The 20587-nt window shown below is 51.9% G+C and carries 22 protein-coding genes; 14 read left to right on the top strand and 8 right to left on the bottom strand.

The genetic code is table 11. The annotated features are described in order from the left end of the window. Positions 1 to 240: 240 nt before the first annotated feature. Positions 241 to 1419, bottom strand: a complete 1179-nt coding sequence (locus tag C7T94_RS07685; RefSeq protein ID WP_107214802.1) for a glycoside hydrolase family 172 protein — start codon at positions 1417 to 1419, stop codon at positions 241 to 243. Between the two features lie 156 nt (positions 1420 to 1575). Between C7T94_RS07685 and map the strand changes: the two genes are divergently transcribed. From map to C7T94_RS07620, 13 genes are all read left to right on the top strand, one after another. Next, a complete protein-coding gene (gene map / locus C7T94_RS07680) occupies positions 1576 to 2343 on the top strand; it encodes a type I methionyl aminopeptidase (protein ID WP_107215999.1) in 768 nt (255 codons plus the stop codon). A 511-nt stretch (positions 2344 to 2854) separates the two neighbouring features. Further along, positions 2855 to 3382, top strand: a complete 528-nt coding sequence (locus C7T94_RS07675; protein WP_107214801.1) for a sigma-70 family RNA polymerase sigma factor — start codon at positions 2855 to 2857, stop codon at positions 3380 to 3382. Positions 3383 to 3498: 116 nt separating this feature from the next. Further along, positions 3499 to 4191, top strand: coding sequence for a DUF6134 family protein (locus C7T94_RS07670; protein WP_107214800.1), 693 nt, complete (start codon positions 3499 to 3501; stop codon positions 4189 to 4191). Position 4192: 1 nt separating this feature from the next. Then, entirely contained in the window at positions 4193 to 5194 is a 1002-nt protein-coding gene (locus tag C7T94_RS07665; RefSeq protein WP_162618597.1) for an SDR family oxidoreductase, read from the top strand. Further along, entirely contained in the window at positions 5191 to 5988 is a 798-nt protein-coding gene (locus C7T94_RS07660; RefSeq protein WP_107214798.1) for an SDR family NAD(P)-dependent oxidoreductase, read from the top strand. Before C7T94_RS07665 ends, C7T94_RS07660 begins: the two co-directional genes overlap by 4 nt. Then, positions 5988 to 6272, top strand: coding sequence for a hypothetical protein (locus C7T94_RS07655; protein WP_107214797.1), 285 nt, complete (start codon positions 5988 to 5990; stop codon positions 6270 to 6272). The genes C7T94_RS07660 and C7T94_RS07655 overlap by 1 nt, the downstream gene beginning before the upstream one ends. Positions 6273 to 6282: 10 nt before the next feature. Further along, complete coding sequence (locus tag C7T94_RS07650; protein ID WP_107214796.1) at positions 6283 to 6939, top strand: RNA polymerase sigma-70 factor; 657 nt, start codon at positions 6283 to 6285, stop codon at positions 6937 to 6939. A gap of 2 nt (positions 6940 to 6941) precedes the next feature. Beyond that, positions 6942 to 7904 (top strand): FecR domain-containing protein, encoded by a 963-nt coding sequence (locus tag C7T94_RS07645; RefSeq protein ID WP_162618596.1) that lies wholly within the window; start codon positions 6942 to 6944, stop codon positions 7902 to 7904. Beyond that, positions 7904 to 9772, top strand: coding sequence for a carboxypeptidase-like regulatory domain-containing protein (locus tag C7T94_RS07640; RefSeq protein WP_107214794.1), 1869 nt, complete (start codon positions 7904 to 7906; stop codon positions 9770 to 9772). Before C7T94_RS07645 ends, C7T94_RS07640 begins: the two co-directional genes overlap by 1 nt. 142 nt (positions 9773 to 9914) lie before the next feature. Beyond that, positions 9915 to 10250: an ArsR/SmtB family transcription factor gene (locus tag C7T94_RS07635; RefSeq protein ID WP_204353237.1), complete on the top strand. Its 336-nt coding sequence runs from the start codon at positions 9915 to 9917 to the stop codon at positions 10248 to 10250. A 19-nt stretch (positions 10251 to 10269) separates the two neighbouring features. Beyond that, positions 10270 to 11112 carry an SRPBCC family protein gene (locus tag C7T94_RS07630; RefSeq protein WP_107214793.1) on the top strand — a complete coding sequence of 281 codons (843 nt, stop codon included), beginning with the start codon at positions 10270 to 10272 and terminating at the stop codon, positions 11110 to 11112. A 49-nt stretch (positions 11113 to 11161) separates the two neighbouring features. Next, positions 11162 to 11572 carry a DUF6157 family protein gene (locus tag C7T94_RS07625; protein ID WP_107215997.1) on the top strand — a complete coding sequence of 137 codons (411 nt, stop codon included), beginning with the start codon at positions 11162 to 11164 and terminating at the stop codon, positions 11570 to 11572. 155 nt (positions 11573 to 11727) lie between these two features. Then, positions 11728 to 13182 carry an RtcB family protein gene (locus C7T94_RS07620; RefSeq protein ID WP_107214792.1) on the top strand — a complete coding sequence of 485 codons (1455 nt, stop codon included), beginning with the start codon at positions 11728 to 11730 and terminating at the stop codon, positions 13180 to 13182. 355 nt (positions 13183 to 13537) lie between these two features. Here the strand turns inward: C7T94_RS07620 and C7T94_RS07615 are convergent, their stop codons facing one another. The 6 genes from C7T94_RS07615 to C7T94_RS07590 form a co-directional block, all read right to left on the bottom strand. Continuing rightward, positions 13538 to 14299: a DUF6515 family protein gene (locus tag C7T94_RS07615; RefSeq protein ID WP_107214791.1), complete on the bottom strand. Its 762-nt coding sequence runs from the start codon at positions 14297 to 14299 to the stop codon at positions 13538 to 13540. Between the two features lie 179 nt (positions 14300 to 14478). Next, positions 14479 to 15804: a sigma-54-dependent transcriptional regulator gene (locus tag C7T94_RS07610; RefSeq protein WP_107214790.1), complete on the bottom strand. Its 1326-nt coding sequence runs from the start codon at positions 15802 to 15804 to the stop codon at positions 14479 to 14481. Between the two features lie 99 nt (positions 15805 to 15903). Next, positions 15904 to 16794, bottom strand: coding sequence for a glucose 1-dehydrogenase (locus C7T94_RS07605; RefSeq protein ID WP_107214789.1), 891 nt, complete (start codon positions 16792 to 16794; stop codon positions 15904 to 15906). Between the two features lie 54 nt (positions 16795 to 16848). Beyond that, positions 16849 to 17049: a hypothetical protein gene (locus C7T94_RS07600; protein ID WP_107214788.1), complete on the bottom strand. Its 201-nt coding sequence runs from the start codon at positions 17047 to 17049 to the stop codon at positions 16849 to 16851. Between the two features lie 9 nt (positions 17050 to 17058). Beyond that, on the bottom strand, positions 17059 to 17574 hold the full coding sequence (locus C7T94_RS07595; RefSeq protein ID WP_239494956.1) for a ferritin-like domain-containing protein: 516 nt from the start codon (positions 17572 to 17574) through the stop codon (positions 17059 to 17061). A gap of 115 nt (positions 17575 to 17689) precedes the next feature. Then, the gene (locus C7T94_RS07590; RefSeq protein ID WP_107215995.1) at positions 17690 to 18334 is read right to left on the bottom strand and encodes a response regulator; all 645 of its coding nucleotides are present in this window, start codon (positions 18332 to 18334) and stop codon (positions 17690 to 17692) included. A gap of 451 nt (positions 18335 to 18785) precedes the next feature. Here C7T94_RS07590 and C7T94_RS07585 point away from each other — a divergent pair, with 451 nt between their 5' ends. Beyond that, a complete protein-coding gene (locus C7T94_RS07585; RefSeq protein ID WP_107214787.1) occupies positions 18786 to 19331 on the top strand; it encodes an RNA polymerase sigma factor in 546 nt (181 codons plus the stop codon). A gap of 188 nt (positions 19332 to 19519) precedes the next feature. Here the strand turns inward: C7T94_RS07585 and C7T94_RS07580 are convergent, their stop codons facing one another. After that, the gene (locus C7T94_RS07580) at positions 19520 to 20581 is read right to left on the bottom strand and encodes a PAS domain-containing sensor histidine kinase (RefSeq protein ID WP_162618595.1); all 1062 of its coding nucleotides are present in this window, start codon (positions 20579 to 20581) and stop codon (positions 19520 to 19522) included. Positions 20582 to 20587: the final 6 nt, after the last annotated feature.

The following is a 20587-nucleotide window of genomic DNA, read 5'->3' as shown; positions in this document are numbered from 1 at the left end:
TGCCTGATACAGACATATCGCCTGGCTGTTTCGATACGCTTGGGTGGCACTGAAATCCCGGTGGGTTGGTGCTCCTGTTAACACCTTTTTGTCAGGAACACGCGCATCAGGGCACACTCCCACCGCGTGTACGCTCAAGTAGCAGAAAGGCCGGCAGCCTGGCAGAAACCCGCAAGGGCAATTGCGACAGTTATGCGCCACGTGGCACAAGAAAAAACCCGGCCTGGACCGGGTTTGAGGTTATCTGTTGTTCCACAGGGTGGCATCATTGCCTTTATTCTTGCGCCATTCGTGCCGCCACTTGTGCATATCGATAAAATCGACAAACGGCATGGGTTTTCTGCCGGCTTTGTCCGGTATAGCCGGTACGCCTGCCGCCTGGCTCTGGTACCAATAGGCCACACTGGCCAGGTCCAGGGTGAGCACATTGTTGTGCCCATGTTCAATGCTGAATTTGAGCGCTTTTTCGAAATATACCGGATCGGTGATGTGAAAGCGATACAGGTGCGTACGCCCCAGCCAGCCCGCATCGTTATTCACCCGCGGATAACCAAAGTAAGGATGCGTATATACAGTTTTCGGGCACCATGCAGTATTAAAATAGTCTTCAGTTCCTGTTCCCAGCAGCGTGGGTTTTTCGGCCCCGTCAATATAGAACATGTCATCACCTTCTCCATACCACATCGGCGTAGGTGAATGAACGTAATAGTTAACCCCTACAAAATGACCTTTTCCTTTGATATCTGCAATCAGGTAATTGTCTTTACCTGTGGTGTTGGCGCCGGGCTTGCCCAGTGTGGACCATTCATTTTCGCCGGTTTGTGGTGCTTCGGTCAGTTTGCGGTTGTACCAGGCATGAAAGCGGCCGGTATTGGCGGGCATCTTATCCATTTCTACATAATCTACAAAGTAATAAAAGGCATTGATGTCCTTGCCGGCCTGGTTTTCGATTTCTATTCTCGCTCCGCGTGAAAAAGGCATACTGAAATAACTGACCATGCCCCTGCCCTGCACCGGGCTTGCTGACAAGGGCAATGCCGTATAATCGTAAGACTCTTCCCAGCCCTGGCCAAAAAACGGTCCGATCGGCGAAACTACCGAAGGCTCGTCGTTCCCGTCCCAGTACATGCGTATAATGACATCGTTTCTGCTGAGGTTGTTCGGTTCAGGCGCCATGGTGATCCAGATGTGGTTGATCATGCCGGCACCTTTAACCTCAAAAATGGTTTTGCGCTGCTGGTCGGGAATCTTTATAAAGTCATCATTGCCGCCGCTGCGATCGTGACTGCTCACCCTGCGTGAGCGCATGCCCTGCTGAATCTGCGCCAGGGCCGACAAGTCGTTGTTCAGCACCTGCGCCTCGGCCATCAACCCGGCAGAAAGGCAAAGTGTGAGAAAAAACAAAATTTTTTTTTTCATTGTTGGGGATTTTGGTTTGTGTTCTAAAAATACAAAAAAATGCGTTTCCAAGCTACTTAAATGTTTAAGCAGATTTTTTTTTCTGATCAGGGCACTGCCGATGTCGAAAACATCCAATACATTCAGACAGCCAGCAGACGATATTTGCACCTGATTATGTCAGTATCTAACGAAGACGAAATGAAGGGCATTGCCGCCGCGGCAGCGGCTGTGGCCGAGACGCTCCATGCCATGAAACAATTTGCCCGGGCGGGGATGAGTACCCTCGAACTGGACGCCCACGGCGAAGCGCTGCTCAAAGCACGCGGGGCCAGGTCTGCGCCCAAAGAAACATACGGGTTTCCGGGCGCAACCTGCATCAGCATGAATGAAGAAGTGGCACACGGCCTGCCCGCTGCAGACCGCATCCTGAAAGAAGGTGACCTGATCAACATTGACGTTTCGGCCGAGCTGAACGGGTTCTGGGCCGACAACGGCGGTTCCTTTGTTATTGGCCGCGACCGGAACGGGCATTTGCCGCTGTTGCAGGCCTCCCGTACGATTCTGCTGGCTGCGATTGATCGCATCAGAAGTGGGCAGCGCGTAAATGAGACGGGCCGGTTCATCCAGCAGCACGCCGCAAAACTCGGCTACACAGTTATTCGCAACCTGACCGGTCATGGCATTGGCCGCCGCCTTCACGAAAAGCCCAGCGTTGAAAACTACTACGAACGTCATAACCAGGACCGGTATGCGAAGAATATGGTTGTGGCGGTCGAAACCTTTATCTCCACCCGTTCAACCCTGGCAGAAACCGCTGCCGATGACTGGACCCTGTTGGGCAACCGCGGCGGCTATGTGGCGCAGTTCGAACATACCATTCTCGTTAACCGCGAGCAGCCGCCACTGATCCTCACCGCTGCAAACGGATTTTCTTCCTGGTAATCATATCAATGTAGCAAACCGCAGCGTTATTATAGTAAAAAACCGGCCGGCAAAAGCAAAAAAAAATTCAAACATTCACTGCACGTGTTTGTTCAGCCTATATCCCCGGGGATCGCTACAGGGTGCAATTTGCCCGCTTTACCGGGTTCAGCTCCGTTCTGAAGTTCCTGAAACAGTAAACGATTTATACCGCACGGCCGGTGGCCCTCAATATGCCCGGCTGATCAGACGTCGAAAGCGCATCAACAGATTCTCTGCGCGGTTAACGCTCTCGACGCACTCAACGCTCTTCACGCTCTTCACGCTCTCAACGCTCTTCACGCTCTCAAGGCACTCGTGTTCTTACACACACTCAACGCTCTAAGTTCTTATACGCTGTGTTAACCTGTGGAAAACAGAGACCCTTTTGATGAACTGGCCGGCCAAATTGGTCAGGTTCTTCCAAGCCGGAGTACACGCGTAATGAAACCTTGCATTGAATTATTGATTTAAAAACCTAAAGCACATTACCATGAATTCAATCTCCCTCGAAACATCGATCTGCAGTTACCGAACTGCCCTCAGAAATTATGCGCTCCGGTTTACCCACAATCTCGATGACGCCGAAGATCTCTTGCAGGAGACCATGCTGAAAGCGCTTCGTTATGCCAATTTGTATAAAGAGGGCACCAACCTGAAGGCCTGGCTATATACGATCCTGCGCAATACCTTTATTAATGACTACCGCAGCAAAAGCAAGTGGACGTCAGTAATCGAGGTGAATGAAGACCTCTCTTCCCAGCAGCTGCGAACCAGTGCCAGCAACAACCTGGCTGAGAATAAGTTTATGTCTGGCGACATTCAGACAGCCCTTGGTTCACTTCCTGAAGAATACCGGGTTCCTTTTCTCCGGTATTTTGAGGGTTACAAATACCATGAAATTGCCGAAGAACTGCGTATTCCGATCGGAACCGTAAAAACCCGCATTTTTATGGCCAGGCAGCAGTTAAAAAGCAAATTGCGCATGTACAGCGACACCTACCGGAAAAGAAGCGCCTGAGCAGCCGTCTGCGTCTAGTTTTTAATTTTCATTTTTTTATTTTTTGCGCATGGGGGTATAGCCCCCATGTGTTGTATTAGGATCATAACAGCTTTTAACACACATACCAAAGCCTTATGATTCCAGCACTTTTAATCTGGCTGTACAAAAAATTTATTTGTCCGGCCCTGCTCAGGCGAAACATGACACCGCCAGCGCTTCCCGAATTACCGTTTCTCAAAAAGAGCGTCATGCCGCTCATCTTTTTGATGTTGCTGTGCCCGGTCGTTTCTGCCCAGGACAACATGGCGGTATACCGCGTCATGTACAATGGGTCGCAGATCGGAACCATGCAGGTCGCAAAGACGGTCAGCGGCGACGATCTGCACCTTAAAATGGTGTCTAAGATCAGCACCCGGCTATTATTTAAGATCAATGTCAACACAACTGACCTTTCCCATTTCAGCAAAGGCAGGTTGCTCAGTTCAAGCGTGGTACGCACCGTTAACGGCAAGGAAAAAGCAAATAAAAAGACCTGGTTATGCGGTGGCGGCTACAGAACCATTGCTGACGAAAAGGCCGGTGTACTGCGGTCGCCCATTTCGTATAACATGATGCTGCTCTATTGTAAAGAGCCGGTCAATATTAAACAGGTGTATTCAGACAACCACCAGCAATTTTTAGATATCACCAGGACCGGCCTGCACAGTTACCGCATTAAACTTCCTGACGGCAACTACAATGACTATTATTTTGAAAACGGCGTTTGCAGCCGCGTAGATGTTCACCACAGCATGTACAGCATCCGCATGGAACTTGCCGCTGCCTAATATGGAAAATCAAACGCACGTATTTGTGAGCGGCGCCAGCGGATTCATCGGGCGCAGCCTTTGTCTGGAATTGGCCAAACGCGGTTTTATTGTTCACGCCCTCTGCCGCGACGTTCAGCATCCCTACCTCACCAGGCACGGCAACATCAGGTATTTTAAAGGCGACATGTTAGATAAAGACAGCCTCCTCGTCGCCATGCAGGGATGCGAACAGGCCTATCATACAGCCGCCCTGGCCAAAATGTGGTGCAAAAATCCGGATGACTTTTACCAGGCGAACGTGATCGGCACCAGGAATGTGCTGGAAACAGCCCGGACCGCCGGGATCAGGCGCCTGGTTTACACATCGACCTGCGGCGTGTGGGGCCCGACAGTGAAATACCCGATGAGCGAAAACGACCCGCGGATAGGCGGCTTTCCGATACACTACGAGCGGACAAAACACCTGGCAGAACTGGAAATCAGGAGATTTGCCGGCCAGGGCCTGCCGGAGGTCATTACCGTGAACCCCTCGAGGGTCTTTGGCGAAGGGCCTGTTACAGACAGCAACACAGTCGGAAAAATGATCAGCGGTTACCTGCGTGGCAAATGGCGCCTTATACCCGGGAGCGGCGAACAGGTTGCCAATTACGCTTACCTGGACGATGTGGTTCAGGGTCACCTGGCCGCCATGCGATCAGGGAAAAATGGTGAAAGGTATATCCTGGGTGGTGAGGACATCAGTTTCAACGATTTTTTCGCCAGGCTCAGCGCACTCTCCGGCCATACGCACCGGCTGTTCCGGGTACCGTTGCCGGTTATCAAGGCCTACAGCTGGTTTGAATGGTTCAAAACGAAAATGACCGGACTGCCCCCGGTTTTCCTTCCTGAATTCGCAGACCGGCTAAGCAAAGACCAAAAGTACAGCAGCAGGAAAGCCATCAGGGAGCTGGGCTACCACATCACTCCCTTCTCTGAGGGATTAAAAAATACAATAGAAGACCTTAAAAAACACCAGAAATGATCAGACAAACAGCCATGGTTACCGGGGCAAGCGAAGGCCTGGGTAAATCTTTCGCCTTCGAGCTCGCAGGCCGGGGAATGAACCTCGTGCTCGTAGCCCTTCCGGATACCGGACTGCCTGACCTGTCCCGGTTTATCCGCATCAATTTTAATGTACAGGTTTACGTTTATGAAACCGATCTGACCGTTGCTAAGAACTGCGAAGCCATTTTTGAAGGGCTGTCGGCACTGGGCGTCAGCGTCGACATGCTGATTAACAACGCGGGGCTGGGCAACTGGTCCTGGTTTGCCGACAAGCCGCTCAGTTTTTACAAAACGCAGATCGACCTGAACATTACAGGGACGGTCCTGCTTACCCGGCTGTTCCTGGAGCAGCGGCAGCGCCCGGCTAAAGCCTATCTGCTCAATGTGGGCAGCCTCGGCGGTCAGTTTGTTGTACCAAAAAAACAGGTATATGGCGCAACCAAATCGTTCATCAGTTACTTTACACGGTCGCTGCAGCTCGAGCTTTCGGGCTCCGGTGTGCAGGTAACCCTGCTTAGTCCCGGCGGCATCAATACCAAACCCGAGCTGCTGGTGCTTAACCACAGCCTGAAGGGACTTTCGGCAGCCAGCATCCTCGAACCCGAGACCGTGGCGCGCGAAGCCATTCGGGGCTTGCTGAAAGGCAGGAAAGAGGTGGTGCCCGGCATGCTCAACCGCGTCATGCTGCTGCTGGACCACCTGTTGCCCGGAGGTATAAAGAAACTGATCATCAGGCAAAAACTTAAGGTCATTTTAAAACAACACAACTGATGCAATTTTCATTTTCTACCTACCGGCTATTGACAAGCCTGAGACAGCTTTTCGGCGGGCATTGCAGGATCAGTCATGTTCATGATACGATCGTGGTTTCGCTTCCCGGGAGGAAGCTTAGTTTCAAGGTCGGTGCCGACAGCAGCTGCCTGGTCAGCTGTGGACGCCTGCGCTTCGACATGGAGCTGGAAACCGGGCTGGAGCCTGCGCATACCTGCATGAAACTGTTGGTCAGGCACAAACTGATCGACCCTGAACCACCGGCACTCATTTTCGCTTACTGAACTGAACTGTATGACTACTGCCTGCACACACAGCAGCGGGGCCGGTAAAATCGGCGAAAGCCTGTATCTTTGCGAACCAAGAGCCATCAATACGGTGCAGGACGACGAACAAACCCGCATAGAACAAATCAGGAACGGTCAGAAAAACGTTTTCGACCAGGTGTTCCTGGATTTTTATAAACACCTGCATGCCTACGCCATGAAAATGCTCCGCGATCATGACGCGGCCGAAGAGGCCGTACAAAATGTTTTTTGCCGCATCTGGGAACGCCGCAGCCAGCTGAAAACCGGAGGCTACCTGAAGTCATTCCTGTACCGTTCCGTGCACAACGAATGCCTGAACAGCCTGAAACACCAAAAGGTACGGGAAGCGTTTCAACTGCACCGGGCAGGTGCCGAAGCGGAATCGGCCAGTCTTGACCAGGACCTGCATGCGGCCGAGCTGCAGCGCCACCTGCAAATGGCCATCGAGGCCCTGCCCGAAAAATGCCGTGAGGTCTTTAAACTAAGCCGCCTGGAACAGCTGCGTTACCATGAAATTGCCGCCAGCCTGAACATCTCGGTAAAGACCGTCGAAAACCAGATGGGAAAGGCCCTGCGCGTGCTTCGCGTTAAACTGGCCGACTTTTTACCCCTGATCTTCGCTTTGTTATTTGACCGCTTATGACCATGAAAAATCAACCCATTAATGATGACCTGCTTGTCAAGTACCTGCTCAATGAGGCAGACAGCGAAGAACGCAGCCTGGTAAATGCCTGGTTGCACGAAAATCATGAGCATGCCAAGCAGCTGGAACATGTCAGGATCATCCTGGAAAACAGCCGTCTCCAGACCGACGATACGCTCGATGCCCATGCAGCACTTGCCAGGCTGAACCAGCGTCTGGAACAAAGGGCCGGACAGCGGACAGTTAACCGGCAGCATACCTTTCGCCGTACCCTTCGCATTGCCGCAGCCCTTCTCCTGCTCTGCGGCGGCGCCTGGCTTGCCTATAGCCTGTTCAGCACGGCAGAGGTGCGCATCAGCACGACCGCACAAATTCAAAGGGACACGCTGCCCGACGGTTCATTCGCGACGCTCAATAAATACTCTGCATTGTCTTACCCCAAGCGCTTTACCGGCGGCACCAGGAAAGTGGAATTGCAGGGCGAAGCATTTTTTAATGTCAGCCCCGACAAAAGCAAGCCTTTTATCATCACAGTCAATGATGTACGCATACGGGTCGTCGGCACTGCCTTTAACGTAAGAAGCCGCCAGGGCGAAACAACGGTCACGGTGGCCAGCGGAGAAGTGGAAGTGAGCCGCAGCAAACATGCTGTTTCGCTCCGGGCGGGTGAGAAAACAAGTGTTACGGCCAGCAAACCAGCGTTTAACAAGGTTAAAACGGTCAGCACATTGTACGACTACTATGTAAACGGCAGAATTGTCTGTGACCAGACACCGCTGGGCGAACTCGTGCCGGTGCTGAACGAAAAGTTCGGTTCAGAAATCATACTCGGCCGGCCCGGGCTCGAAAAGCTGCGCATCAGCACAACTTTTCATGATGAAAGCCTTACAGAAGTGTTGAGCATCATTTCTGAGACCTTCAACCTCCTGATCGAGCACCGCGGCGAACAAATTATTCTCAGATAATGGGCAGACGGTACTTTTTTATTCTGTTTTTCTCCACCTTATCTGCCGGTGCCTTTGCGCAGACCCTGCTCGGCAGGAAGATCAGCCTGCAGTCAGAGCGGCAGCCACTTGCATCGGTGCTCCGGCAAATCGAACTGCAGGGCGGTTTCAGGTTTTCCTACAACAGCAGCATCCTGCCGGCAGACAGTCTGGTAAACCTTCATGCCAGGCAAATAACGGTCGAAGAGGCGCTTGACCGGTTGCTAGATAACAGGTACGAGTACAGAACGGCACATGAATTTGTGGTCATCCGGTATGCACCGCTGCGTCTTTCACTAAACGTGCGCGAGTCATCGGGCAACGCCGAAAGTTACCTGGTTATCGGGCAAGTGGTCGACAAGGTGAGCGGCAAGCCCCTGCTCAATGCCAGCGTTTATGAAAAAACACTCCTTCAATCTACATTGACAGACGCAAACGGCTTTTTCAGCCTGCGGCTGAAGAATAATCCAGGGTCGATCGAACTCACGATCAGCAAAGAGAATTACCGCGACCTGAGCACCCATTTTTTGTCTGAAGTTACTGTAAATGGCAGCAATCCCAACCGTTCTGCAGACCTGGCGTTTGCTTACCGGCAGGGCGATGAACAAAACGGGATCGAAAATACCATCATCGGGCGCTGGTTCATTACTTCCCGGCAGCGCATTCAGGGCATTAACATCGGCAGCATCATTGCCCGGGCGCCCTTTCAGGCCTCGCTCAGTCCGGGCCTGAGCTCGCACGGTGCCCTGAGCGGCCAGGTGGTCAACAAGTTTTCGATCAACGCAACGGGCGGGTATACCGCGGGCGTTGACGGCCTGGAAGTGGGGCTTGGGTTCAACATCAGCAAAGGCAACGTGCGCTGGTTGCAGGTAGCCGGAGGTTTCAACATTGTTGGCGGACAGGTTCAGGGTATGCAGGTTGGCGGCTTTTACAACCAGGTCCGGGGCGATGTGTCTGGAGTACAGATCGCACTCGGCGCCAACCGCGTTCGCGGCGCCGTACAGGGTTTCCAACTTGGTGGTCTTTACAGCCAGGCTGGCAATGGTCTAAAAGGCATGCAGGTCGGCATCGGTTACAACACCGCCCCAGAGGTGAAGGGCATACAAATTGGCCTGGCCAATCACGTTTCAGAACATGTGAACGGCATGCAGATCGGCGTAGCGGGAAATTTGGCCTATGATGCCGAAGGCGCCCAACTGGCAGGTATAGCCAACCTGAGCCGAAATTTTAAGGGAACAAGATTCGCGCTCCTGGCTAACCTCAGCACACACACAGGCCGGGGCCTACAGGTAGCCGGGCTGCTCAACTATGCCAGGCACCTGCGCGGGTTCCAGCTGGCACTGATCAATGTGGCAGACACCTCCTCGGGGTATAGCTTCGGGTTGTTAAATGTAGTTCCGAAAGGTGTGCACCAGCTGGAACTCAGCAGCAACGAGAGCATTGCCTTCAATGCGGCCTTGAAGACCGGCAACCAAAAGTTCTATACCATCCTGGCGGCAGGGAGGCAGGCAGCAGGGCAGCCGACGCTTGCTGCGCTCGGATTTGGATTTGGAAAGGCCGCTGGGCTCGGGCGGCGGCTGGCCCTTCACCCCGAATTGACATCGCGTTACCTTTACCAGGGCGAATGGCAATACACCAATCTTCTGAACCGTTTTGATCTGAAACTCCATTTCAAACCGGCGAGCTGGCTGGCAGTCAGTGCCGGACCGGCATTTAATGCCTATTATTCAAACCAGCGCAGCCAGCTGCCGGGTTACGCCTACGTGCAGGAACGCGGCAGAGCCATTACGCTCGGATTGAAAGATACAAAGGCCTGGATCGGCTGGAGTGCAGGAATATCGATTTTTTGATGCCGCGATGATGCTGAATGTCCGAACTTAGTGGCTGTATCCTTCCCGGGTCTTCTGCTCTACCCCAAAAACTGCCCCATAAAAATTCAAACTTTTTCGTAACCGTTTGGTTTCATATATTCAGGAACCAAACGATTTCATTATGCAACAGATCAGAAGGGATGTTTTCCAGGCCATTTCCGACCCAACGCGGCGTAACATCATCAGCATGCTTGCGGAGCAAGCCATGAACCTTAATGCGGTAGCGGCCCGGTTCGAGATCAGCCGGCCTGCTATTTCCAAGCACATCAGGATATTAACAGAGTGCGGCCTGGTTAAAATAAGCAGGCAGGGACGCGAGCGGTTGTGCCGCGCCGAGTTGCGGCAACTGGCCGAGGTAGCTGACTGGGTAAGTCATTACCAGTCTTTCTGGAACAGCAAACTAGATGCCCTTGGTAGTTTCCTGGATAGTCAATTGCCCGAAAGCAATAAATATTAACTCTATAGAAAACCGGAAAATGAATCATCAAGTACTGGTCTTTGAACGGACCTATGAAGCGCCGATAGACAAGGTCTGGTCTGCGCTGACCAACGCGAAACACATGCGCCAATGGTATTTTGACATTTCTGAATTCAGACCGGAGATTGGTTTCACGTTCGAATTTACGGCCGGCCCGGAAGGCGGCACCCGTTACCGGCACATTTGCGAGGTTACAGCCTGCATACCGCCTGAAAAATTAAGTTACACGTGGCGGTACGAGGGTTTTCCCGGGAACTCGGAGGTAACCTTTGAGTTGTTCGCTGAGTCGGAGCGAGAAACCCGCCTCAAGCTGACGCACACGGGCATAGAGAGCTTTCCCAACGATGATCCGGCATTTGCTGCGAGCAGCTTTACCGAGGGCTGGAACCACATTACCGGAGCGTCGCTGCGAAATTTTGTTGAAACTGATGTCATTTCAAAACAGATCAACATTGAGGCGGCAGCGGCCCGTGTCTGGGAAATCCTGGTCAATCCGAATGAACACTGGGGTCCTGTATTTGGCAGCGAAACGCTCGTAAGATCTGACTGGAGACCTGGCAGCAACATTACCTGGACAGATGCGAATGGTGATATCGGTGCTTTGGGTATCATCAATAAATTCGATCCTCCGGCAAACCTTGAGCTGCGCTATTATGATGAGGTGGAACCAAAACCGGGCGATAGCCTCGGGGCATACACGGAGCGGTTTGAACTGGAGGCCGGTTCTGACGGAACAACCGTACTGACCATCGCCGCCGGACCGATCGAAAAGATGCATGCCGGCGCGCATGCAAAAATGTGGGACGATGCTCTCCGGGTCATCAAAAAAGCTGCAGAATAGCATGTTTGTTGGCAAGAAAGTTGGTGACTTTTACCCGTTACCAACTTTTATGCACACCACGAACTACTACAATACTTTCATCACGGTAGCAGACGATTGCCCTGCTGCGACAGGCATGGTTCCTTCGCCCCGGGGCGATGAGAAAACCATTGCCGGCATGCAATTCGAAAAAATCCAGCAGTCGCCCTACCGCCTCACTTCAGACGATCTGCTTTTTGACATCTATGCAGAACGGAACGAGCTGCTGCCAGAAGAACGGGAAGCGGCCCGTATCGCTTTTTTTTCAAAAGGACAGGCCTGTCTCCGCGCTTCTCCCCTGTGCAAGCGCTACGGCTGGGGAATTCATCATGACCACGAAGGCCGTATCGCCATTTATGCGCGTGGCTGTGAACGTTATGAACAACTCCTGACCGACCCCACCATACAGCAGGTAAAAGGCATCAGAAGCAAACGGGCTTAAAGCGCCCCCAGCAGGTTGGCCGCTGCGTTTTTGATCCTATAAGAACGGCATGCTATTCATGCGGGCATGCTTAATACCGGTCCTAATTTTGCAGGCATCTTTACAGGCAATTTCACAACGCTGGATGCGTTTGCCTGTAAGCACCCTGAAACACAATGGAAAGAGAAAAGATCAGCAACAGTGAACTGACTGCCCTGGGCTTTGCCCCGCTTAAACTGCTGGTCAGTTCCAGCCGGGTAGCAAATGGCCTCCTGAAAGAACAAATCATGGGAAAGCGCGAAATCATTTCGCACCTTGGCAATCTGCTGTCCAACCCTGAGCCCTACCTGCATGACAGGGCGGGTAAGTTCAGAAACCTGGCCCGGGAGGTGGTGAAATTGCGCAAGAATGGAAAATTACCGGCCGCTGCCAACCAACAACATACTTTAAAAAATGATCCGTTGCCCTACCGCATCTTTGGGGCTGAAGGGATTGAGGCGGGTGCTCTGGCGCAGATGAACACGGCCATGCAGTTGCCCGTTTCAGTTGCCGGGGCGCTCATGCCCGATGCACACCAGGGTTATGGCCTGCCGATCGGCGGTGTGCTTGCTACCCGCGCAGATGCGATCATTCCCTATGCAGTCGGTGTCGACATTGCCTGCAGAATGTGTATGAGCATTTTTGAACTCCCGGGAGAAGCATCGGATACGCGTGCAGAGGAGTTGCGCAAACTGCTGCTGCAGCATACAAACTTCGGTATGGGCGGCGAGACCGCTGCGTATTTCGACACCTCGCTGTTTGACCGGCCTGAATGGCAGGAGACCAAACAGATCCGCGCGCTTAAAGATAAGGCGTACCGGCAACTCGGCACCTCGGGTACCGGCAACCATTTTGTTGAATGGGGCGAGCTTGAACTGAAACCGGGTGCTTTTCCTGATCTTCCCGGTGGAAATTACCTGGCGTTGCTTTCCCACTCGGGCTCGCGCGGCTTTGGCGGCAGCCTGGCGGCGTACTATTCGGACCTGGCGATGAAAAAGACAGATCTTCCAAAAGAGGCGAGGCACCTGGCCTGGCTTGACCTGCAAACCGAAGAAGGCCAGGAATACTGGATCGCCATGAACCTGGCCGGCGATTATGCATCTGCAAACCACCACGAAATTCACAACAAAATTGCCAGGGCGCTGCATGCAGCTCCGCTCCTGCGCATCGAGAACCACCACAATTTCGCCTGGAAAGAATCGCTTGCCGACGGGACCAAAGCCATGGTACACCGGAAGGGTGCCACACCAGCGGGAGCAGGCGTGCTGGGCATCATTCCTGGATCGATGACCGCGCCCGGGTTCCTGGTACGCGGCAAAGGGGAAGTTTCTTCCCTCCAATCGGCAGCGCACGGCGCAGGCAGAACCATGAGCAGAAGTGCCGCATTCAAAACCTTGGACCGGCAGGCCGTCAAAGCAGAACTGGCCAGGCACAAGGTAACTTTGATTGGTTCAGACCTTGATGAAGCGCCCATGGCGTATAAAGACATATACCGCATCATGGAAGCACAAACCGAACTTGTCGATGTGCTGGCTATTTTCAGACCCAGAATTGTTCGGATGGCGAATCCGAAAGAGCGACCGGAGGATTAAGAGATACCGGCTGTTTTTTTTATTTTTTTTTGCTAAAAAATTTGCAGGACCGGCCGAAATTTCTACCTTTGTGTCAGGGATGATAAAAAACTCCTTCGGGAGAAAATTTTTGGGCCGCTAGCAATAGCGGCCTTTTTATTTTTGAAGATCCCGCCCTATCCAGAGCGACGGCTGTGTTTTTGCGGCTTCGGACTTCATCGATGGCTCTGGCAGTGCGGGCTGAAACCGGCCGCTGCGTGTCACACTCAATACCCGATCACGGCACCATCAGAACCAGGTTCCCGACTGCCGCTGCGGCGCAAGGCCATAAAAAAAAGAGGGCGATGCCGCCCCCTTTCCTTGTTGTTCCATTGTGTTATTTTATGCCTTCAGGAACTCCGACAACTTTGTATTTGCCGGATCCGGCTGCTTCCAGGTAAAGCTGGTCTGGCGTTACCCAATAAGTCTTGCCGCTTACGGTTACTTTGCGTACATCATCCGGCAGGTAGTCGAGAATCTCGCCAAGGCGCGGAAAGTTCAGATTTCCCGGCGTATCAACCGGCTTAGCCTGACTGTCTTCAGCAGGGGCCGCCTGGTTTGTTTTCTCTGTACCCTGATCGCCGAACTTACCGTTCTTGCCTACCACCCGGTAAACTTTTTTTCCGTCTGCATTTTTTGTTCTTTCGTAGTAAACGCCGTTGTATTCATAGTATTTAGCGCCTTCATATGTAAAACTCTGCGCACCGAAAGGAAGTGAAGGCACTTCTGCACCAACCGGCGGGTTTACTGCACGGTATCCCCCATCTCCATAAGGCTGGTAAAAAAATCCGTTCGAATAAAAGAACTGGTTAGCTCCCCATGAAAAAGGGAAATACCCATACGGAAGTGTGTTGATGTAAAATCCGATCCTCGGACCAAACGGCCGGTAATAGCCGCCATAATATGGCCTGAACACCGGCGGACCAAAGCGCATGCCGATGCTGCCCCGATACCCTCCATATCCGCCCGGCCTGACGATGCCTCCCGGGCCTGCTCCTCCCCCGCGAACCGGGCGCTGGGCTTCTGCCTGCAGGCCGGCTCCTGTAACCAACAGCAGAGCTACTGCACCCGCTGTGAAACTTTTCGTTAACCTTTTCATATATCCCTTGCTATGTTTCTATAACAAAAGACGGGAATTTCCACCATGCTTCCAAGCAACGGCCTGGCTCAAAATGTTAAAAAAAGTGTTAAATTTTATTTTTATGACAATACGGAAAGCACCACGGTTCAGGCAGTTGCATGCAAAAATGAATAAGCCATGTGCATTCCGGCACGAAGTTAAAGTCCGTATTCCTCAATCTTCCGGTAAAGGGTTGTCAGGCCAATGCCAAGCAGCCGGGCAGCTTCCGTTTTGTTGCCACTGGTGTAATCCAGGACCTTCCTGATGTGCTGCTTTTCTACAGCCTGCATATTCAGGGCGTGATCGGCCGGCTGGGCGTTCTGCAGTGCAGGCGGCAGCAGTTCCGGCCCCAATTCATCGCTGTCTGTCAGGATTACCGCACGTTCAATTACATTCTTGAGTTCACGGATGTTTCCCTTCCATTCATGTTCGGCCAAAAATGCAGCGAATGAGGCGCTGAACCGCAGACCGGGCCTTCCAGCCTCCCGGCTAAAGACAGCGAGGTAATGTGCCGCCAGCACGGGGACATCAGATTTACGCTGTCTGAGCGGCGGCAGCGGGATGGTAAACACCGAGAGCCGGTAAAAAAGATCAGACCGAAACTTTCCAGCATCTGCCTCCTGCTGCAGATCGCGGTTGGTGGCGCCGATGATACGCAGGTCTGCCGCCGTAGTTTTGGTGTCGCCGATCTTTATAAAACTTCTGCTTTCCAATACCCGCAGCAGCCTGGCCTGCAGTTCAAGATCCATTTCGCCGATCTCATCTAAAAAGATGGTTCCGCCCTCGGCTTCTTCAAGCAGGCCTTTCTTATCCTTGTCTGCACCTGTAAACGCACCCGCACGGTAGCCAAACAGTTCGCTTTCCAACAAGGTGGAACTGAAAGAACTGCAGTTGACTGCCACAAAGGGTTTTTTACTGCGGTTGCTCTCCTGGTGGATGGCTTTTGCAAAGACTTCTTTACCGGTGCCGGTTTCGCCAAGCAGCAAGACGGTGGTGTCGGTTCGTGCTACTTTTCGGGCCAGGTTAACGGCCTCGCGTATGGCGGCCGAATCGCCGATTATTGCTGGAAACCCCTCAGCGATGACTGTGTCATTTGTTTGCAGCGCGGCAAAGGCGGCTTTTGACTTGTCAATGGCTGCACTGACAAGTGGTATGATGCGGTCATTGTCATCGCCTTTTGTCAGGTAATTGAACGCACCCCGTTTAACCGCCTCCACCCCATCGCGAATGGTACCAAAAGCCGTCAGGTTAATCACTTCAGTGGCCGGACTGATCTTTTTGATTTCAGATACCAGGGCCACGCCGTCAAAATCCGGAAGTTTGACATCACTCAGCACCACCGAAACCCGGTTTTTTTTCAGCAACTGTAAACCTTCCTTTGCGGTGTAAGCGCACAGGGTCTGGTAACCTTCCAGACCAATGATCCGGGCAAGGAGGTCACAGAGTCTTCTTTCGTCGTCGATGATGAGTATGGTTTCGGGCATTGCAGTATGATTTCGCTGCAAAGATACACCTGTTGCCGCGACAAATTAGCCGGATATGAAAAATGAAGGGGCGGCAAAATCGGCCGCCCCTTTCAAAATCTATATCGTAACGCGCCCGCCCGTAACCGGGATGGTGGCGCCGGAAATATAACTTGCCCTGTCAGAAGCCAGGAATACATACGCCCAGGCTACTTCCACCGGTTGACCGGGGCGCCCCATGGGTGTGTCCTTACCAAACTCGTTTGCATTTGGCATGGTAGAGGGAATCAGCGGTGTCCAGATGGGGCCCGGAGCAACAGCATTAACGCGGATACCGGTTTGCTGCTGCAGCAGCTGTTGGGCCAGGTTAGCGGTGAAATTCTGGATTGCACCTTTTGTTGCCGCATAAGGCAACAGGATCGGTGTCGGATCATATGCATTGACCGAAGTGGTATTGATGATGCTGCTGCCGGGAGGCATGTGCTGAACGGCTGCCTTTGCCAGGTAAAACATGGCATGGATGTTTGTGCGAAAAGTCCGGTCCCATTCCTCCTCGGTAATTTCAGCCATGTTGTCGTGACTCATCTGGTAGGCAGCATTGTTAACTAGGATGTCGATCTGACCGAAACGGCTTGCGGCTGTGTTCACGATCGAACGGCAGTGATCCGGGTCGGTAATGTCGCCTCTGACCAGAATGGCTTCCCTCCCGGCTTCTTCGACCAGGCGGGCGGTTTCTTTTGCATCGGAATCTTCAACGCTGTCCAGGTAACTGATCAGGATGTCGGCACCTTCCCGGGCAAAGGCGATCGCAACGGCCCGGCCTATACCCGAGTCGCCTCCTGTAATGATAACTTTTTTGTTCTGCAGCAAACCGTTTCCCTGGTAAGATTCTTCGCCATGGTCAGCCTTTGGCGACATGGCCTGCTCAATACCCGGCGGGCGCTGGGTGTCGGTGTTGAACGGCGGGACAGGATATTTGGTATGCGGGTTGTTATTTTCGTTGGTATTCATGGTTTCGCATTTAGGCTAAAAAAAAAAGACCTGCCGGGTGGCAGGTCTGGCATTTTATTGCTTGTTCATGGTAACGGTATCAATTGGCGGTGCATTCGTTGTATCGACCGGCTTGGTGGTGTCGATCGTACTTGAATCTGCATACCCCGACGACTGTGTTACCGTGTCATTGGCATTGTCTTTTTGTTCTGAGGAACAAGATACCCATGCAATTGAAAGGAATCCTGCCAGAACGATCCATGCAAAATTTTTCATGTCAAAAAATTAGGCAGGTTGATTGGCTTCAGACAAAGCGATGTCAGTCAGTTTAAGATCGGTTTCTTTCTCCTCGTTCAGGGTTTCTGCCAGTAAAGCTTCTGCTTCGCTGTGCTCCATCAATTTGGCGAAAGTAACCAGGCAGCCGTAGCTGGCAATCTCATAGTGTTCAACTTTCTGTGCAGCAGAGATCAGTGCGGCATCAAGAACCGGGCTTTTTTCAAAGCTTTCAATGATCTCTTCTGCTTCTTCAAGCAAGCCCTCCATGGCTTTACATTTTTTTCCGCGGGCAGACATACCCAAGGACTGGAATACTTGTTTCAAGCGGTCAATCTGACCTTCAGTTTGTGTATAGTGTTCCTGGAAAGCCATTTTCAGGGTTTCGCTCTGGGCATTGTCTGCAAGTTTTTTCAAACCTTTCAGCAATTGCTTTTCAGCGCCAAGAATATCTCTTAATTCGTCTACGAACAGTTCATGCAGGTGACCGTTCGGCATGTCTGTGTTTTTTTGATTTGAAGTTGCCATTGTCTTTGATTTTACGTTGTTAGCAGTGTAACAGCGCCAGCCCAAAGAGGTTTAGCTTTTTTTCAGATTGTGGATTTGCCTGGTGCCTCCATATGATCGCAGGACGGTTGCAGCATCAGGTGATGTAACCGTTGGTCACGGCAAAGCGGATAAGCGCCGCTGTATTTTTTGACCCGGTTTTGTCCAGAAGGCTTTGGCGGTGCCCCTCGATGGTCCGTTTGCTGATAAACAGCGCATCGGCCATTTCTACGTTGGTGTGCCCATCGGCAATGAGGTTGAGAATTTCGATCTCACGCGAAGAAAATTCAATAGCCGGTTCTGCAGAGACCGGGAAGTCACGGCTGAGCAGGCGGTCAATCAGAACCGACGAAAGTTCAGAACACAGGTAGCGGGTGCCTTTCTGAATGATGCGCAGGCTGAATACGAGTTCGTCTGAATCTATATTCTTTAAAAGGTAACCGTCTGCACCTTCGCGAAAAGCCTGGGCAACCGATTCCCGGCTTTCAACCATGGTCAGAAACACGAAACGACAGGAGGCGTTCAGTTTTTTCAGTTCACGCAGCAGCTCAATTCCGTCCATGCCAGGCATGTTCACATCGGCCAGAACCAGATCAGGACTCAGGCCCGAGCGCACCATTTCCAATGCTTCCAAACCATCTTTCGCCTCGGCCTGTACTCGAAAGTCCGATTGGGTTTCCAAAAGGACTTTTATACCGTTGCGAACAATACTGTGGTCCTCGGCTAAGAGAATGTTGATCATGGTCGGTTCCTGTCTTTTAAGTGTTAGTTTTTTGTCTAAAAAAAAATTGACCGCAAATTGTTTCAATTGGCAGCCAAAATTTCGCCTCAAAAACCCCTGAATACGAGATCAAGAAGTGTGATCAGCTTTGCAGGATTGCTGCGAGGCGCGGATGCAGGTAGCTTAAGGGCATTTGACATTGCAAATCTAGAACCTAAAACATTCTCAAAAAGGATGAAAGTACGCGTTTGCCAAGTTCAAAATACCTGATTTCCGGGCGCATGGAGGGCCGTTCTGCCTGCTCCCCCGGGTGATTGAATCGAAATAAACGCGTTACGGAGGTGTCAGCGCATTTAGCAGGATACCGCCGCAGTACGGGTACTTTGCATCGACAAAACGGGTAGTTAACCAGCCAACCATTTTCGAGAAGCGTTTGTTTTTCAATTAACTAAAACCATTCTAACCCCCACCTATGAAAACATTAATTTTTGAACAGGCCGTTTGCGGCCATCGACCCATCCTCAGAAACTATGCGCTCCGCCTGACACGTAACCTCGACGATGCTGAAGATCTTTTGCAGGATACCCTGATCAAAGCACTGTCTTATGAGCACCTGTACAAATCGGGAACAAATTTGAAAGCCTGGTTATTTACTATCCTCAAAAACACGTTTATCAATGCCTACCGCAGCAAGGCGAAATGGCACGGCGTGATGGAAGTAAGCGAAGACCTGAGCTCGCCACAGCTGAAGATGAGCGCATCACGGAATTCTGCAGAAAGCCGCTTTGCACTCGGCGATGTGCAGGCCGCACTCGACAGCCTTCCCGATGCTTACCGCATTCCGTTTCAACGGTATTTTGAGGGTTATAAATACCATGAGATCGCAGACGAACTCAACATACCCTTAGGCACCGTTAAAACGCATATTTTCCTGGCCAGGCAACAACTGAAACGCCAGCTAAAAATGTACGAGGAACAATTCGGCAAAAAAACACCAAAGAAAAGCCAGGCGGCATAAGTCGGGAGGCAGAACGCGAAGCCGGCCGTAAAGACTTTCAGGTCTCAATGCAGGCGCAGGTTTACCAGGCGCAGCTTAAATGATCGCCCGCCGACCACTACAAGTAACAGATAGCCGGCTTAGGCCGGGATTAGAAATGTAAATTAGTAAAGGCCATGGACTAGCTCCCTGGCTTTTTTTATGTATTGTCAGGTTTGACGGAAACCGGGCAGTCTGATGATGAAAGTTGTTCCCTTGCCTTCCTTGCTCTTGCAGGAAATTTCGGCGCCGTGCCAGGCCAGAATGGCATGTACAATCGAAAGTCCCACGCCTTCGGTCGGTTCGCCCTGGATCCCTTCCCTGCGGGCACGGCTATACCGTTCAAATACGAAAGGCTGCAGGTCTTCGGGAATACCAATGCCGTCATCGCTTACCGTTACGATCACCCAATCCCCATCCTGGCCCAGTGTGATCCGGATGTTGCCTCCCGGATGCGTAAATTTCAGGGCATTTGAAACCAGGTTGTTCATGACCTGCATAAACTTAGGTTCGTCAATAGCAACCATCAGGTGATCGGTTTCGGAATGAAAATGAAAGTGTCTTTCGGCCAGCGTAGCAGACAACCGGCATTCTGCAATGTACTGGGCCAGGGCTTCTGCAAGGTTTGTGGGTTTGATGACCAGGGCCACTTCGGTTGTGTCTAAAAACTCGCGCTTGGTCAGGTCGACAATGAGATCGATCGCCTGGCTGATCATGCCTGAAATGGCCTCGATCTTCTGCTGTGCAGCTTCGTCTGCGAAATCTTTCCGAAGCGATTTTGCCAATGATCCTGCAACGCTCAGCGGCCCCCGCAAATCGTGCGATAACATGTGCAGAATTGAGTTCTTCTTGTTCGCATATTTCGCGAGCTCAGCTTCGTGCTCCATATCGGCCGTAATGTCGTATACCGTGCCGATCAGGCAATTGGTCCCAGAAAGTTCCAGTTGAATGGCCGAAAGTTCAATCCAATGGTAACCATCACGGCCCTTGACCCGCAAACGCAGCGGGGAAAGCAGTTTGTTTTCCTGCAACTGCTTGTATGCCATATGTACCATAACCTGGTCGTCCGGTTCAATCATTTTTAAAAGTTGCGGGGCCTCTGCGGGCAGCACACCGGTTATCTCGGTTAGGCGGCCATCTGTATAGGCCCAGGTGCGGGTATCAAGATTGTATACAAAATGTACATTGAGCAACTTCCCGATTGAAGGTGAACTTGTCAGTTCTTTTTCCATGTGATC

It is taken from the genome of Pedobacter yulinensis, assembly GCF_003029735.1.
In the GTDB taxonomy this organism is placed as follows: Bacteria; Bacteroidota; Bacteroidia; order Sphingobacteriales; family Sphingobacteriaceae; genus Pedobacter; species Pedobacter yulinensis.
Note: the sequence above shows the minus strand (reverse complement) of the source record. Positions and strands in the feature narration are given on the sequence as shown.